The following is a 13,484-nucleotide window of genomic DNA, read 5'->3' as shown; positions in this document are numbered from 1 at the left end:
TTTTAAAGCTTGATACAGCGTAAAACTATAAAAATTATTGATAAACAATAATTTTTGCTTTAAAAACTTCTGGTGTGCAATCGATTTTACTTATGCATAGATTGAAAAAATGCTGTTGGGCATAATTATCTTCATAACAATTACTTAACAGGATCGAAGTTCATCTCTGCCTTCTTCTGCTCAGTATTCTTCAATAATAACTATTATATTTGCGAGGAACAGATTTTTAATAAGTATGCTTACCGCAATTCTTACAGGTTTTTTATTCTCTATTTTTCTCGTTTTCGCGGGAAAATTTTTTAAGGGTAAGCTTTCTTTACTCGCTTCAATAATCCCATTAGGCCTGTTTTTATATTTCACTCAATTTATATTACCTGTGTCTAATGGCGAAGTTTTCCTAAAGACTTACCAGTGGATACCATCATTTGGCGTGGATCTTGGCTTTAAACTGGACGGCCTATCACTGCTATTCTCCTTGCTGATCACAGGAATAGGATTTCTGGTATTTTTCTATACTTCTTCCTATTTGAAAGGGCATGAGTATTTAGATCGCTTTTATGGATATTTGGCCTCCTTTATGGGAGCCATGCTGGGGCTGGTACTTTCAGATAATATGATCACCTTGTTCGTGTTCTGGGAGTTAACGAGTATCTCTTCCTTTTTCCTGATAGGTTTTAATAATACCAATCCGGCTTCAAGAAAATCGGCGCTAACCGCCCTGGGGATAACAGGAATTGGTGGTTTGTTTCTACTTGCAGGTGCGCTCTTACTGAACACCATGACCGGGACTTACAGCATTTCTGAAATGCTAAGCATGCAAGATGCGATCACCGGCCACGAATTCTATTTTCTTGCTGTATTATTCATCTTTGGAGCAGCATTTACAAAGTCGGCACAGTTTCCATTCCATTTCTGGTTACCGGGCGCGATGAAGGCTCCTACTCCTGTTTCTACTTATCTGCATTCGGCAACGATGGTTAAGGCCGGTGTGTATTTGTTAATGCGTTTTACGCCCGTTTTAGGAGGAGAAGACCTTTGGAATATCAGTTTAATAGCTGTGGGTGGAGTCACAATGCTATATTCTGCAATTCATACGCTCTTTAGAACCGACCTTAAAGGAATACTTGCCTATTCAACGATTTCGGCCCTTGGTATCCTCGTGTTCTTAACAGGGCTTGGAACGCAGGAGGCATTTCTTGCGGCGGCAGTATTCATCATAGTTCACGCATTATATAAAGCTACTTTATTCCTGGTTACCGGAATTATAGATCATCAAACTCATACCCGGGATGTTACCAGGCTTGCCGGTCTCAATAAGATCATGCTACCGGTTGGGATCGCGGGAATCCTTGCAGCGATCTCGAGTGCAGGTATTCCGCCTACAATTGGTTTCCTTGGAAAAGAATTGACCTACGAAGCGACGCTTCATTCAGAAATGCTGGCGATCATTTTGATCATCGCTATCGTGATCACTAAAATATTATTGCTTTATGCCGGCTTTGTCGCCGGGATCAAACCTTTTACAGGAAAGTTGCCTCAGGAACATGAAAATGTAAAAAAACCTGGCTTTATCTTATGGTTTCCACCAGTGCTTCTGGCAATACTGGGAATCGTATTCGGGGTGGCACCTTTCATTATTGAGTCCTCTCTGGTAAAGCCGGTAGTAGAGGCCATGGGTGCAGATGCTTCCGAAATTCACCTTGCTTTGTGGCATGGATTTAACCTGGTATTCATTCTCAGCCTTATAACCATTGCTACAGGAATTGCTCTTTATTTCTTTGTAAAGCCTTCAGCGAAGCTCGAATCAAAGGCAGCAAGATTCGATAATATTTCTCCTGAAAGCCTCCTGGTCAGGTTCAATAAGGTTTTTATAGATATCTCCTATTTCTGGACTGGATTTTTTCAGAACGGATATCTGAGGAATTATATTTCGATAATCATTCTTTTCCTGGTAGTGCTGGTAGGATATATTCTGTTCGGAAATACGAATTTCGTGATCGATTATCACTCGCTGTCCAGGCTCACTATTTATGAAATTGGTACTACGCTTATATTGATTGGCGGAATATTTTATACTGTTTTTACCCAGTCAAGGCTTTCGGCCGTTGTTGGGATGGGAGTCGTGGGTCTGGCCATCTGTTTGATCTTTGTGATCTACAGTGCGCCCGATCTTGCCATGACCCAGTTTTCTATAGATACCCTTACGGTGATCCTTTTTGTGCTGGTGCTGTATAAACTTCCTAAGTATTTAAAATTGTCAGATTACAAGACCCGGGTTAGGGACGGAATATTATCATCGATTTTTGGAATCCTGATCACTACCCTTGCACTGGAAGTCCTGGCAGAGCCGGTAAATAAGAATGTTAGTGAATTTTATGCTCAAAATGCCTACCTCGAGGCTCACGGAAAGAATGTGGTGAACGTGATCCTGGTAGACTTCAGGGGTGCAGATACGCTAATCGAGATTTCTGTTCTCTCGATCGCAGCAGTAGGTGTATTCGGGCTTATGAAATTGAGGTTGAAAATGGCAGATAGAAAACGCTATCAGGATAAATAGAATCTGGAAATTATGCGAACAACGATCATATTAAAAACGGCATCGAATTACCTGTTACCAGTATTGCTGGTTTTTTCGGTGTTCATCCTACTTCGAGGGCACTATTTGCCTGGTGGAGGTTTTGTTGGCGGACTAATTGCGGCAATCGCTTTTATCTTACATGCCTTTGCGAATGGCTTGCCCAACACCAAGGAACTACTGGTGATTCACCCTGGATTTCTAATACCTTTAGGACTATCCATCTCTTTTTTGAGCGGGCTCGCACCAGTCCTGTTTACAGATTTGCCTTTTATGACTGGATTATGGTCGCATGACCCGGTGGCAATTCTGGGCTCTGTGGGCTCAGCCTTGTTTTTTGATATTGGGGTTTACCTGGTGGTAGTAGGAGTAACCCTTACAATAATTTTCACAATTTCAGAATCGGCCTGATATGGAGATCCTTTTAGCAATAATGATCGGAATTTTATATGCGACCGGCATCTATATGATGTTAAGGCGAAGTCTGGTAAAACTGATCATTGGAATTATTTTGCTTGGTAATGGTGCGAACCTGCTCATATTTTTTCTTGGGCGTATCACCAAGGGAGCGCCGCCTATAATTCCCGGGGATGCAAAGGTCTTTTCTGAAGCTTTTGCCGATCCGGTGCCTCAGGCATTGATCCTTACAGCGATCGTGATTAGTTTCGGTCTGCAGTCTTTTGCCATTGTACTGGTAAAACGAGCGCACACCGTGGTACGAACAGACGATCTTGATGAAATGAACGCAACCGACGAAGATTCATGACACAACAGATAATTTTATATCCTCTTTTCCTTCAAATAGCCATAAGTGTGATACTTATGTTTGCCTGGTTTAAGATCAGTTTTCAGAAGGTTTTTAGCGTAATTGGAAGCTTTATTAGTGTTGGCCTTGCAGGATGGCTTTTCTACGAAGTATGGGTGAACGGGACCATGACCATACAGTCGGGTAACTGGGAGGCGCCATTTGGGATCACTTTTGTGGCAGATACACTGGCAGTAACACTGGTGCTTTTAACCGCCATAGCCGGGCTTGCCGTTTCCATATTTTCGGCGGGGTCTGTATTGAGAGACCGGCTTAGATTCGGGTATTTTCCCATCCTTCACTTTTTATTGCTGGGGCTTAATGGAGCTTTCCTAACAGGAGATATCTTCAACTTATATGTATGGTTTGAAATTATCATTATTAGCTCATTTGTATTGATCACCATTGGAGGAGAAAAGGCCCAGTTAGAGGGAGCAGTAAAATACTTTACGCTTAATATCCTTGCATCCATGATCTTTTTAACGGCTATCGCGGTTCTTTACGGACTTACCGGAAGTCTTAATATGGCCGATCTGGCCGGGAAGGTCGCAGAAGTTGAAAATCGCGGGCTGGTAGAAATTACAGGTATACTTTTCCTTATTGGTTTCGGGATCAAGGCGGGTGTTTTTCCCTTGTATTTCTGGCTGCCGGCATCGTACCATACACCGCCTTTCGCCGTTTCAGCGATATTTGGGGGACTATTGACCAAAGTAGGGGTTTATGCTTTATTGAGGGTGTTCACACTTATTTTTACAGGTGACGTCTTCCTGAATAAGATCCTTATCATTATTGCAATTCTCACCCTAATAAGTGGAGGAATTGGTGCCCTGGTTCAGAATAATATGAGAAAGGTGTTTTCCTATCTTATTATTTGCCACATAGGTTATATGATCGCTGGTTTGGGAATGTTAACCGAAATTGCCATTGCAGGGGCTATCTTTTACCTTATACACGATATTGTTGTAAAGACCAACCTGTTCATGTTAAGTGGAGTGGTTTACCGAATCAAGGGAACTAACAGCATGCGCCAGTTAGGTGATATTTATGCGAAATGGCCAAAAATAAGTTTGCTCTTGTTTATCCCGTTGTTTTCACTGGTGGGTATCCCTCCATTATCTGGATTTTGGCCAAAGATCAACCTGATCAAGGCAGGCTTTAGCCAGGGTTCTTACATAACCGTGGCAGCGATCATTTTTGCGAGTTTTATTACCCTTGTGATCATTGCAAGATTGTGGGCAGAAGTTTTCTGGAAAAAAGGCGAAGAACTTCCGTTTAGAAAACATTTTGGTTATTTTGAAAATATGACCACCTTTAAAAGGTGGCAGTTCATATTTCCGGTGGCTTTATTGAGTATTGTATCTTTGTACATCGGGTTTGGCGCAGAGCATATTCAGGAGGTGTCGGCAAGGATTGCCAGTGAACTGGTAAATACCGAAGGGTATATCAACACGGTTTTAAAAACGTCGAAGTAGGATGATGAAGAATAAATTCTTATCTAACATATTACTCACTTTTGTCTGGGTTGCCCTTACAGGAGATTTTTCTTTTGAGAATTATTTATTTGGGTTCTTTCTTAATTTTCATATCCTGTGGCTGATCACTGCCGGAAGGGGAAAAACAAGATATTTTTTAATTGTTCCGAAGACGATTTTATTGCTTTTGTTCTTTTTATATGAGCTGGTAAAGGCAAATCTGCAGGTAGCTTATGAAGTGATCACACCAAGACTTAATATGACTCCGGGTATCATCATGGTACCACTGGAAGTGAAGTCAGATCTTGCTATTACGGTCCTGGCGAATATGATCTCACTTACTCCGGGAACTTTAAGTATTGATGTTTCCAACGATAAAAAAGTGCTTTTTGTGCATGCCATGTACATAGACGATAAAGAGAAGTTCATCAGAAGTATTAAGGACGGATTTGAACGTAGAATATTGGAAGTATTTAAATCATGACGTTAGAAGACTATTTATATTATATAATTCTACCTGTACTGGTGATCTCTGCCGTACTGATATTCTGGAGGTTCATCAAGGGTCCAAGTATTGCTGATAAGATCATTTCACTGGACCTTATCATAACCACAGGTATAGGGGTTATTGCCATTTATAGTATCGTCTACGATCATTCAACATTAATGGATGTAGCGCTAATCCTGGCCCTAATCGCCTTTTTGAGTACCGTAGCTTTATCTTATTACCTGGAAAAAAGAAGAAGAAAATGATCATAGATATTATCATAGGAACTCTTGCTACTTTCGGAGCCTTATTTGTACTCCTGGCTGCTGTTGGAATGATACGTATGCCGGATACCTATCTTCGCATTTCGGTGACTACCAAAGCCGCGACCCTCGGGGTTGGGCTTTTGCTTATGGCCAGTATGGTGTATTTCAGTGATTCTGATGTTACTTCCCAGGCCTTTGTGATTATATTATTCATCTTTCTTACCGCCCCGGTAAGTGCGCATCTTATTGGCAGGGCTTCTTATTTTATAGGGGTCAAGCTTTGGGATAAATCGGTGATGGATGATCTTAGCGGGAAATATCAGAAGAACACACATGAATTAAAGAGTGTGGTTGATAATACTCCTGAAGATAACGTAGACCACTCTAAAATGAACGGTGATAAATAATTTTAGTCATCGCTTTCCTTTTTCTTCTTTTTGATCATTTTATGTTCTATGTATCCGAAAACGAGGTTGATGATCAGGATTATAGAACTTACGATCGCGAGTTCGGTATAAAGCCCATAGCCGGCAAGACAACCTGAAGCAGCGCTGCACCAAACCGTTGCAGCAGTGGTAAGACCTTTTACCTTGTCTTTCTTTTCAAGAATGGTTCCGGCGCCTATAAAGCCAATTCCCACCACGACCTGGCCTAAAACACGGGTGATGTCTACATATTTATCTCCTTCAAAATCTAGTGACATCAATATAAAAATCGAAGCGCCCAATGCTACCAGTGCGTTGGTTTTAAGTCCGGCGCCTTTACCCTGTATCTCTCTTTCCAGGCCTATGATCAATCCGGCAATAGTTGCAAGGCTAACTCGTAAAGCAAATAAACTCCAGTCCATAAATCCTAATGAATGATTATTTTTGTTCTATGCGAAAACTTCCATTAAAGTTAGAGAAAAGACTTCAGAAAAGAAAAGAAGAGAATTCCTTTCGTGAACTCCGGTCACAGAACTCGGGTGTGGATTTTTTTTCAAATGATTATCTGGGTTTCTCTCGTTCTAGGGAAATCTTTGAGTCGGCTTCCAAGCTGGTTAAGGAACATTTTCCTTTAAACGGGGCAACTGGTTCAAGGCTTTTATCGGGAAATTATCCGTTGTTCAAAAACCTGGAGAATCAGCTGGCCAGTTTTCATAATGCGCAGTCGGCTTTAGTCTTTAATTCTGGCTACGATGCCAATATTGGTTTTTTTTCAGCAGTACCTCAAAAGGATGATTTTATAGTTTATGATGAGCTTTCGCATGCCTCGATAAGGGATGGGATACAGATGAGCCATGCCCGTAAATTCAAATTCAGGCATAATGATCTTGAGGATCTTCAGAAAAAACTGGAAAGGATCGAGTTTGATGAAAATTCGGAGGTTTACATCGTGACAGAATCGATCTTCTCCATGGATGGTGATTCTCCAAACCTGGAAGAGCTGATAAAGATTTCCGATAATTATAATACAAGGCTGGTGATAGACGAGGCGCATGCTACAGGTGTTTTTGGAGAAAAGGGCGAAGGCCTGGTGCAGCATATGGAGTTGGAGAAAAAGGTCTTTGCAAGGATCTACACTTTTGGGAAGGCCATTGGTGCTCATGGCGCAGCGATTCTCGGCAGCAAGCTGCTAAAAGATTACCTGGTGAATTACTGCAGAAGTTTTATTTACACCACCGCCCTGCCGCCACATAGTGTAGCTAGTATTATCGCTGCATATAGGAGTTTGGAAAATACCCAGTCTGAACTCCTTAATTTGAGAAAGAACATCGATTTTTTCAAGGCTGAAATTGAAAACCATGATATGGCTCAACATTTCATCGAAAGTGATTCGGCTATTCAGGTTTGCCTGATAAAGGGGAATTCCATGGCAAAAAAAGTAGCTTCGGGTTTGGAAGCAGGCGGATTCAATGTAAAAGCCATACTTTCGCCAACGGTGCCCGAAGGTGGGGAGCGGCTCAGGTTCTGTATTCATTCTTATAATTCAGAAGAAGAGATTTCAGAAGCTATCAATATTTTATCTAAAATCATTTTGAAACACTAATATGCCCAAGACATTTTTTATAACCGGGATTGGAACCGAAGTAGGAAAAACAGTGGTTTCGGCGATCGTGATCGAAGCCCTGCAAGCCGATTACTGGAAACCTGTACAGGCGGGTGACCTGGATAATTCAGATTCTCATAAAGTAAAAAGGCTGGTCTCCAATAAAAAAACCCGGTTTCATGATAATGCCTATGCGTTGAAGACACCTATGAGTCCGCATGCCGCTGCTGAAATTGACGGCATCACCATCGATTTAAAAAATATAAAGCGCCCAGAAACCAAAAATGACCTGGTAATAGAAGGTGCCGGCGGGTTACTGGTTCCGCTTAATGATACTCAAAGCATTGCCGATCTTATCGGGAAAGATGACGTGGTGATCCTGGTTTCAAGACATTACCTGGGGAGTATCAATCATACCTTGTTGAGTATTGAAGCGCTGAAAAACCGAGGGATCAGTAAAATCGGGATCATTTTCAGCGGCGCTGAGCATCACACCACGGAAGCCGCTATTAGAAATCATGCTAAAGTGGAAGTGATTGGCAGGATCGATGAAGAGCCCTATATCGATGAGATGGTGGTTAGGGAATACGCTGAAAAGTTTAGAGAAAGATTATGCGAGATATAGTTGAAAAGAGCGATTTAACAGAAAGAGATAAAAAACATTTGTGGCACCCGCTTACCCAGCACAAGACCAGTGCTGATATGTTACCAATAATCCAGGCAAAAGGCTGTACGCTTACCGATGACCAGGGAAAGGAATATATAGACGCGATTTCTTCCTGGTATACGGCTGTGTATGGTCATTGCAACCCATATATCACAGAAAAGGTAGCAGCACAAATGACACAACTGGACCAGGTGGTCTTTAGTGGGTTTACGCATCAACCTGCCATAGAGCTTTCAGAAGCCTTGATGAAAGTGTTACCCGAAAATCAGCAAAAATTATTCTTTAACGACAATGGTTCCACGGCTACCGAGATCGGGATCAAAATGGCGCTGCAGTATCATCATAACCTGGGAAATGATCGCAAGGTGATGCTGGCTTTTGAAGAAGGATTTCACGGTGATACTTTTGGAGCCATGTCGGTTTCAGGATTGTCGGTTTATAATGGAGCTTTCGAAGATCATTTTATAAGGGTTGAACGAATCCCGGTGCCCAATGGGGAGAACAATGATGAAGTTTTACAGATCCTGAAAAAAAGAATCGCAGATCATTCCATTGCCGGGTTTATTTACGAGCCCCTTATCCAGGGTGCTGCTGCAATGAAATTTCATGATATTGATGGCCTGAATTCCATCCTGAAAACTTGCCGGGAGCATGATATTATCCTGGTGGCTGATGAGGTGATGACCGGCTTCGGAAAAACCGGAAAATTTTTCGCTTCAGATCATATCGAGGAAAAGCCCGATATCATCTGTATGTCCAAAGCGCTTACTGCAGGATTATTACCCATGGGGCTTACCTCCTGCAGCCAGAAGATCTATGATGCTTTTTATTCCGATGAGCTTGCAAAGGGACTGTTTCACGGGCATACTTATACAGCCAATCCGCTGGCCTGTGCTGCTGCCCTAGCCGGATTGGAGTTGCTCATTTCAGAAGAGATTCAGCAAAACATCGGTCACATTTCAAGAAGGAACAAAGATTTCTGTGAAAAGCTGAAGGAGAATTCAAAAGTGAGCAATGTACGTTCTATGGGAGTGATCATGGCTTTTGAGCTGAACGTAGAAACCGATAGATATGGCAGCCTGCGAAATCAATTGTTCAAATTCTTTATGGATAAGGGCGTCTTTCTTAGACCACTTGGAAATACCATTTATATCCTGCCGCCTTATGTGATCTCAGATGCCGAATTGAATATAGTATACAACACTATAGAGACCTGTATTTCAGAATTCTAAAAAAGTTCAGGTAAGCAGGAATTTATCAAAATCGAATCTGATTTTTAGCTAATTTAGATCGGTTAATTCGATACATATGATACATCCTGATACGAGGCTGGAATGGATAAATGATAAAAAGGGATTTGGCGTTGTAGCCACAAAACTGATCCCCAAGGGTAGTATAACCTGGGTTCAGGATGAGATGGATGGCGTCTTCAGGGAAGAGCAGATCCAACATTTCAAACCGCTAAGCAGGGAGCATTTTGAAAAATACAGCTTCAGAAACCAGAAAGGTGAATATATTCTTTGCTGGGATATCGCGAAATATGTGAACCATAGCTTCAAATCCAGTTGCCTTTCCACCGCTTATAATTTCGAAGTTGCCGTTCGGGATATCCATCCCGGGGAAGAGCTTACCGATGATTATGGATATTTGAACCTGTCTGAATCTTTTGTTCCGGAAGACGAGGGAGTAGATAGAAAAACAGTAGAACCAGATGACATTTTACGATGTTATAAAGACTGGGATAGAACCTTGAGCCAGGTTTTCCCGTTAATTACTGAAGTTCCCCAGCCTCTTATGGAGCTTATAAGCAGGAGCCTGCAGCAGGAAATAGGTCGAATCGCAAATGGAAAGCAAAAGATGCTTTCTACCAGGCATCTCTATTTTGAGCCTGAAAAAACAGAATTTAAACCCTGAAATTTAGGCAGAAGCTTTTTCAATCTTATTTTTGCTGAAAAATTCGAGGCTTGAAGAATCCGGTATCCATTAAATCGATCGCTACGATCTCTCCCCTGGGAAGTTCAGACACCGAAATTTGGGAAAAGTATCATTCAGAAAAGCATTTCATTTCTGAAGTTGAGGTGGAAGGGGATAAAAGTCTTGTTGGTTCCCTTCCTGAAAAACTCAAAAAGGAAGCATTGAAACTAAGGGATGACAATTCCAAGTACCGGAATCTGGACGATTCTGTATTATTCGGCATCATCGCTGGTCGCAAGCTGGCTTCCAAGCTGAAACTGGAAGATAACTCAACCGGGATCAACCTGGGAAGCAGCCGTGGAGCTACCGGTCTGTTCGAAAAATACCATTCAGAATATATCAAAACCGGGAAGACTTCAACCTATTCTTCACCAACAACCACTCTTGGAAATATTTCATCCTGGGTAGCCCAGGATCTTCAGGTAAACGGACCAGAATTTTCACATTCGGTCACCTGTTCTACCGGCATGCATTCAATCCTTAACGCGGTTGCCTGGTTGCAGAGCGGAATGGCGAATTCATTTATCGCCGGTGGAAGCGAAGCTCCGCTTACCGGTTTTACCCTCGCTCAGATGCGGGCAATGAAGATCTATGCAAACGAAAAGCTGGATTTTCCATGTCGTTCCCTGGATATGAAAAAGGACAGGAATACCATGCTTTTAGGTGAGGGTGCCGGATTGGTGTTGCTGGAAGAAGGGATTCAGGAAAATGCCCGTGTTTTAATTGAAGGGATTGGCTATGCCAATGAAAAACTGAAACATGGCGCGTCGCTTTCCAAAAATGGAAAATGTCTGCAGAAATCCATGAAAATGGCAATGAGTTCGGCACGAGTGGAGGAAGTAGATGCGGTGGTTATGCATGCTCCCGGTACTATTGGCGGGGACCAGGCCGAAGTGAATGCCATAAAGAAAGTGTTCGGAAACAATTTGCCTGCAATGACCAGCAATAAATGGAAGGTAGGTCATAGTTTTGCCGCTTCTGGGATCTGGAGCCTGCAAATGGCTATGATGATGCTGGAGCACCAGCAATTTCTGCCCGTTCCGTTTTCTGAATTTCAAAAAATACCTGAAAAGTTTAACAGGATTCTCGTGAATTCTGTTGGGTTTGGAGGAAATGCAGTTTCCATCCTGGTAAGAAGAAACTAATTGTTAATTTTCAAGTTTATAAATATTGCATTGCCGGGCCCTAGAAAGCCCAGTTTTCTTTATTTTTGAATACAAATCAATTTTATGGCACTTAGACACGACTGGACCAAAGAAGAGATCCTGGAGATTTATAATAAACCGTTCATGGAGTTGCTTTACGAAGCAGCTACTATTCACCGTCAACATCACGATCCTAATACCGTACAGGTTTCTACCCTGTTATCCATAAAAACAGGAGGTTGTCCTGAAGACTGCGGCTATTGCCCACAGGCGGCAAGATACCATACCGACCTTGAAGGAAACGACCTGATGAGCATTAACCAGGTAAAAGCGCAGGCATTACGTGCCAAGGCTTCCGGGAGTTCACGTGTATGTATGGGTGCTGCATGGAGAAATGTAAAGGACGGTGAGGAATTCGATAATGTACTAGAGATGGTAAGAACCATCAACAAACTGGATATGGAAGTTTGCTGTACCCTTGGAATGCTTACCGAGAACCAGGCTCAAAGACTGGCTGAAGCCGGCCTTTATGCCTATAACCATAACCTGGATTCTTCAGAAGAATATTATAAGGAAGTAATCTCGACACGCGGTTACCAGGACAGGCTGGACACCATTGGAAATGTAAGAAAGACCAATGTTACCGTTTGCAGCGGTGGAATTATTGGAATGGGTGAGAGCGAAGCCGATCGTGCAGGAATGCTGGTAGCGCTTTCCACCTTGAATCCACAGCCGGAATCTGTACCGATCAATGCCCTGGTGCCCGTTGAAGGAACTCCTCTTGAAGAGCAAAAACCAGTTCCTATCTGGGACATGATTAGAATGGTTGCGACAACCCGAATCGTAATGCCGGAAACCCAGGTAAGACTTTCAGCAGGACGTACCCAAATGAGCAGGGAAGGACAGGCCATGTGCTTTTTCGCCGGGGCCAATTCGATCTTCGCCGGGGACAAACTTTTAACCACTCCAAACCCTGATGTTAGTGAGGACATGGAAATGTTCAAAATGCTGGGGCTAAATCCGCAGAAACCTTTTGTGAAGAAATCACAACCGGAAAGTGTGGATGCCCAAAATTCTAAATTCCAGGCTCAGGGAGAAAAACCAAAATGGAGCAGGCCTGGACATAAGATAGACAGGAACCTGGAAGCCCAGCAAAAGGCAAAAACAAAGGCATAGTTCGTAATCCTTAAAAATATTGAAACTGGATCTTCAAAATATTCCCAGAAGGAGAGATCTTTCAAAAGAAGATTTCCTCAGGGAGTATTTCCATCCCAAAAAGCCGGTGATCATTGAGGATCTCACCAGTGAGTGGCCGGCTTTGGAAAAGTGGGATTTTGATTATTTCCGCAAGAAGGCTGGCGGGATAGTGGTGCCGCTTTACGATGGGAAACCGGCAAAAGGGAGGGAAAATTCCCATGGCCCGGCTATGAAGCGGCCTTTCAGGGAATATATCGATATCCTTCAGAAAGGTCCTACCGACCTGAGAATGTTCTTCTTTAACCTCCTGCAAAATTGTCCTGAGCTGGTTTCAGACTTTAAGTATCCAGACCTGGGGGTTAAATTCTTCAAAAAATTACCTGTTCTGTTTGTAGGTGGTGAGGGGTCCAGGGTAGTGATGCATTATGACATGGACCTGGCCAATAATTTCCATTTCAATTTTGTTGGTGAAAAGCGGATAATTTTATATCCTCCCAGTGAAACAGGTTTGTTATATAAAGTGCCTTATTCCATCGTGAGCATGGAAATCATCGATATGGATGATCCAGACCTGGAAAAATATCCGGCGCTTGCGCAGGCAAAAGGTTTTGAAACCCGTTTGAAGCATGGAGAGTGTTTATATATTCCAAGCGAATGGTGGCATTTTATAAAATACGAGACTCCTAGTTTGTCCTTGACCCTAAGATCGCTGCCACGTTCACCTGGCAAGATCGCCGAGGTTCTAAATAACCTTTTGTTCGTAAGGAATTATGATAACCTTATGCGAAAGATGAAGGGACAGGAATGGATAGATTATAAAAATGAACTCGCTATCAGGCGAACACACAGGAATGCAGGAATAGAATAA

15 protein-coding genes are annotated in these 13,484 nt (G+C 42.5%); 14 read left to right on the top strand and 1 reads right to left on the bottom strand.

The window, feature by feature from the left end:
• The first annotated feature begins 235 nt into the window (after positions 1-235).
• The 7 genes from MKO06_RS03445 to mnhG are packed head-to-tail and all read left to right on the top strand — an operon-like array spanning position 236 to position 6,012.
• Positions 236-2,557, top strand: coding sequence for a putative monovalent cation/H+ antiporter subunit A (locus MKO06_RS03445; protein ID WP_241550944.1), 2,322 nt, complete (start codon positions 236-238; stop codon positions 2,555-2,557).
• A gap of 12 nt (positions 2,558-2,569) precedes the next feature.
• Positions 2,570-2,986 (top strand): Na+/H+ antiporter subunit B, encoded by a 417-nt coding sequence (locus MKO06_RS03440; RefSeq protein WP_241550943.1) that lies wholly within the window; start codon positions 2,570-2,572, stop codon positions 2,984-2,986.
• 1 nt (position 2,987) lies between these two features.
• A complete protein-coding gene (locus MKO06_RS03435) occupies positions 2,988-3,341 on the top strand; it encodes a Na+/H+ antiporter subunit C (protein ID WP_241550942.1) in 354 nt (117 codons plus the stop codon).
• On the top strand, positions 3,338-4,852 hold the full coding sequence (locus tag MKO06_RS03430; RefSeq protein WP_241550941.1) for a proton-conducting transporter transmembrane domain-containing protein: 1,515 nt from the start codon (positions 3,338-3,340) through the stop codon (positions 4,850-4,852). Before MKO06_RS03435 ends, MKO06_RS03430 begins: the two co-directional genes overlap by 4 nt.
• 4 nt (positions 4,853-4,856) lie before the next feature.
• Positions 4,857-5,336, top strand: coding sequence for a Na+/H+ antiporter subunit E (locus tag MKO06_RS03425; protein WP_241551018.1), 480 nt, complete (start codon positions 4,857-4,859; stop codon positions 5,334-5,336).
• Positions 5,333-5,605 (top strand): cation:proton antiporter, encoded by a 273-nt coding sequence (locus tag MKO06_RS03420; RefSeq protein WP_241550940.1) that lies wholly within the window; start codon positions 5,333-5,335, stop codon positions 5,603-5,605. The genes MKO06_RS03425 and MKO06_RS03420 overlap by 4 nt, the downstream gene beginning before the upstream one ends.
• Complete coding sequence (gene mnhG, locus MKO06_RS03415; protein ID WP_241551017.1) at positions 5,605-6,012, top strand: monovalent cation/H(+) antiporter subunit G; 408 nt, start codon at positions 5,605-5,607, stop codon at positions 6,010-6,012. Before MKO06_RS03420 ends, mnhG begins: the two co-directional genes overlap by 1 nt.
• 2 nt (positions 6,013-6,014) lie before the next feature.
• On the opposite strand, the gene MKO06_RS03410 is transcribed toward mnhG, so the two are convergent.
• Positions 6,015-6,452, bottom strand: coding sequence for an MgtC/SapB family protein (locus MKO06_RS03410; RefSeq protein WP_241550939.1), 438 nt, complete (start codon positions 6,450-6,452; stop codon positions 6,015-6,017).
• Positions 6,453-6,460: 8 nt separating this feature from the next.
• On the opposite strand from MKO06_RS03410, the gene MKO06_RS03405 reads away from it, so the two are divergent.
• The 7 genes from MKO06_RS03405 (at position 6,461) to MKO06_RS03375 (ending at position 13,484) form a co-directional block, all read left to right on the top strand.
• The gene (locus tag MKO06_RS03405) at positions 6,461-7,633 is read left to right on the top strand and encodes an aminotransferase class I/II-fold pyridoxal phosphate-dependent enzyme (RefSeq protein ID WP_241550938.1); all 1,173 of its coding nucleotides are present in this window, start codon (positions 6,461-6,463) and stop codon (positions 7,631-7,633) included.
• Between the two features lies 1 nt (position 7,634).
• A complete protein-coding gene (bioD, locus tag MKO06_RS03400) occupies positions 7,635-8,258 on the top strand; it encodes a dethiobiotin synthase (protein WP_241550937.1) in 624 nt (207 codons plus the stop codon).
• Positions 8,246-9,532 carry an adenosylmethionine--8-amino-7-oxononanoate transaminase gene (gene bioA, locus MKO06_RS03395; RefSeq protein ID WP_241550936.1) on the top strand — a complete coding sequence of 429 codons (1,287 nt, stop codon included), beginning with the start codon at positions 8,246-8,248 and terminating at the stop codon, positions 9,530-9,532. Before bioD ends, bioA begins: the two co-directional genes overlap by 13 nt.
• A 76-nt stretch (positions 9,533-9,608) precedes the next feature.
• Positions 9,609-10,214 carry an SET domain-containing protein gene (locus MKO06_RS03390; protein ID WP_241550935.1) on the top strand — a complete coding sequence of 202 codons (606 nt, stop codon included), beginning with the start codon at positions 9,609-9,611 and terminating at the stop codon, positions 10,212-10,214.
• Between the two features lie 50 nt (positions 10,215-10,264).
• Positions 10,265-11,419, top strand: a complete 1,155-nt coding sequence (locus MKO06_RS03385; protein WP_241550934.1) for a beta-ketoacyl synthase N-terminal-like domain-containing protein — start codon at positions 10,265-10,267, stop codon at positions 11,417-11,419.
• A gap of 84 nt (positions 11,420-11,503) precedes the next feature.
• The gene (bioB, locus tag MKO06_RS03380) at positions 11,504-12,595 is read left to right on the top strand and encodes a biotin synthase BioB (RefSeq protein WP_241550933.1); all 1,092 of its coding nucleotides are present in this window, start codon (positions 11,504-11,506) and stop codon (positions 12,593-12,595) included.
• 19 nt (positions 12,596-12,614) lie between these two features.
• Positions 12,615-13,484, top strand: coding sequence for a cupin-like domain-containing protein (locus MKO06_RS03375; RefSeq protein WP_241550932.1), 870 nt, complete (start codon positions 12,615-12,617; stop codon positions 13,482-13,484).

Source organism: Christiangramia oceanisediminis (assembly GCF_022570735.2).
Taxonomy (GTDB): domain Bacteria; phylum Bacteroidota; class Bacteroidia; order Flavobacteriales; family Flavobacteriaceae; genus Christiangramia; species Christiangramia oceanisediminis.
Note: the sequence above shows the minus strand (reverse complement) of the source record. Positions and strands in the feature narration are given on the sequence as shown.

Coding starts and splice junctions, on each gene's coding strand:
- MKO06_RS03440 (WP_241550943.1), top strand. CDS start 2,570: ATGCGAACAACGATCATATTAAAAACGGCATCGAATTACCTGTTACCA.
- bioD (WP_241550937.1), top strand. CDS start 7,635: ATGCCCAAGACATTTTTTATAACCGGGATTGGAACCGAAGTAGGAAAA.
- bioA (WP_241550936.1), top strand. CDS start 8,246: ATGCGAGATATAGTTGAAAAGAGCGATTTAACAGAAAGAGATAAAAAA.
- MKO06_RS03420 (WP_241550940.1), top strand. CDS start 5,333: ATGACGTTAGAAGACTATTTATATTATATAATTCTACCTGTACTGGTG.
- MKO06_RS03425 (WP_241551018.1), top strand. CDS start 4,857: ATGAAGAATAAATTCTTATCTAACATATTACTCACTTTTGTCTGGGTT.
- MKO06_RS03405 (WP_241550938.1), top strand. CDS start 6,461: ATGAATGATTATTTTTGTTCTATGCGAAAACTTCCATTAAAGTTAGAG.
- bioB (WP_241550933.1), top strand. CDS start 11,504: ATGGCACTTAGACACGACTGGACCAAAGAAGAGATCCTGGAGATTTAT.
- MKO06_RS03390 (WP_241550935.1), top strand. CDS start 9,609: ATGATACATCCTGATACGAGGCTGGAATGGATAAATGATAAAAAGGGA.
- MKO06_RS03435 (WP_241550942.1), top strand. CDS start 2,988: ATGGAGATCCTTTTAGCAATAATGATCGGAATTTTATATGCGACCGGC.
- MKO06_RS03430 (WP_241550941.1), top strand. CDS start 3,338: ATGACACAACAGATAATTTTATATCCTCTTTTCCTTCAAATAGCCATA.
- MKO06_RS03410 (WP_241550939.1), bottom strand. CDS start 6,452: ATGGACTGGAGTTTATTTGCTTTACGAGTTAGCCTTGCAACTATTGCC.
- MKO06_RS03445 (WP_241550944.1), top strand. CDS start 236: ATGCTTACCGCAATTCTTACAGGTTTTTTATTCTCTATTTTTCTCGTT.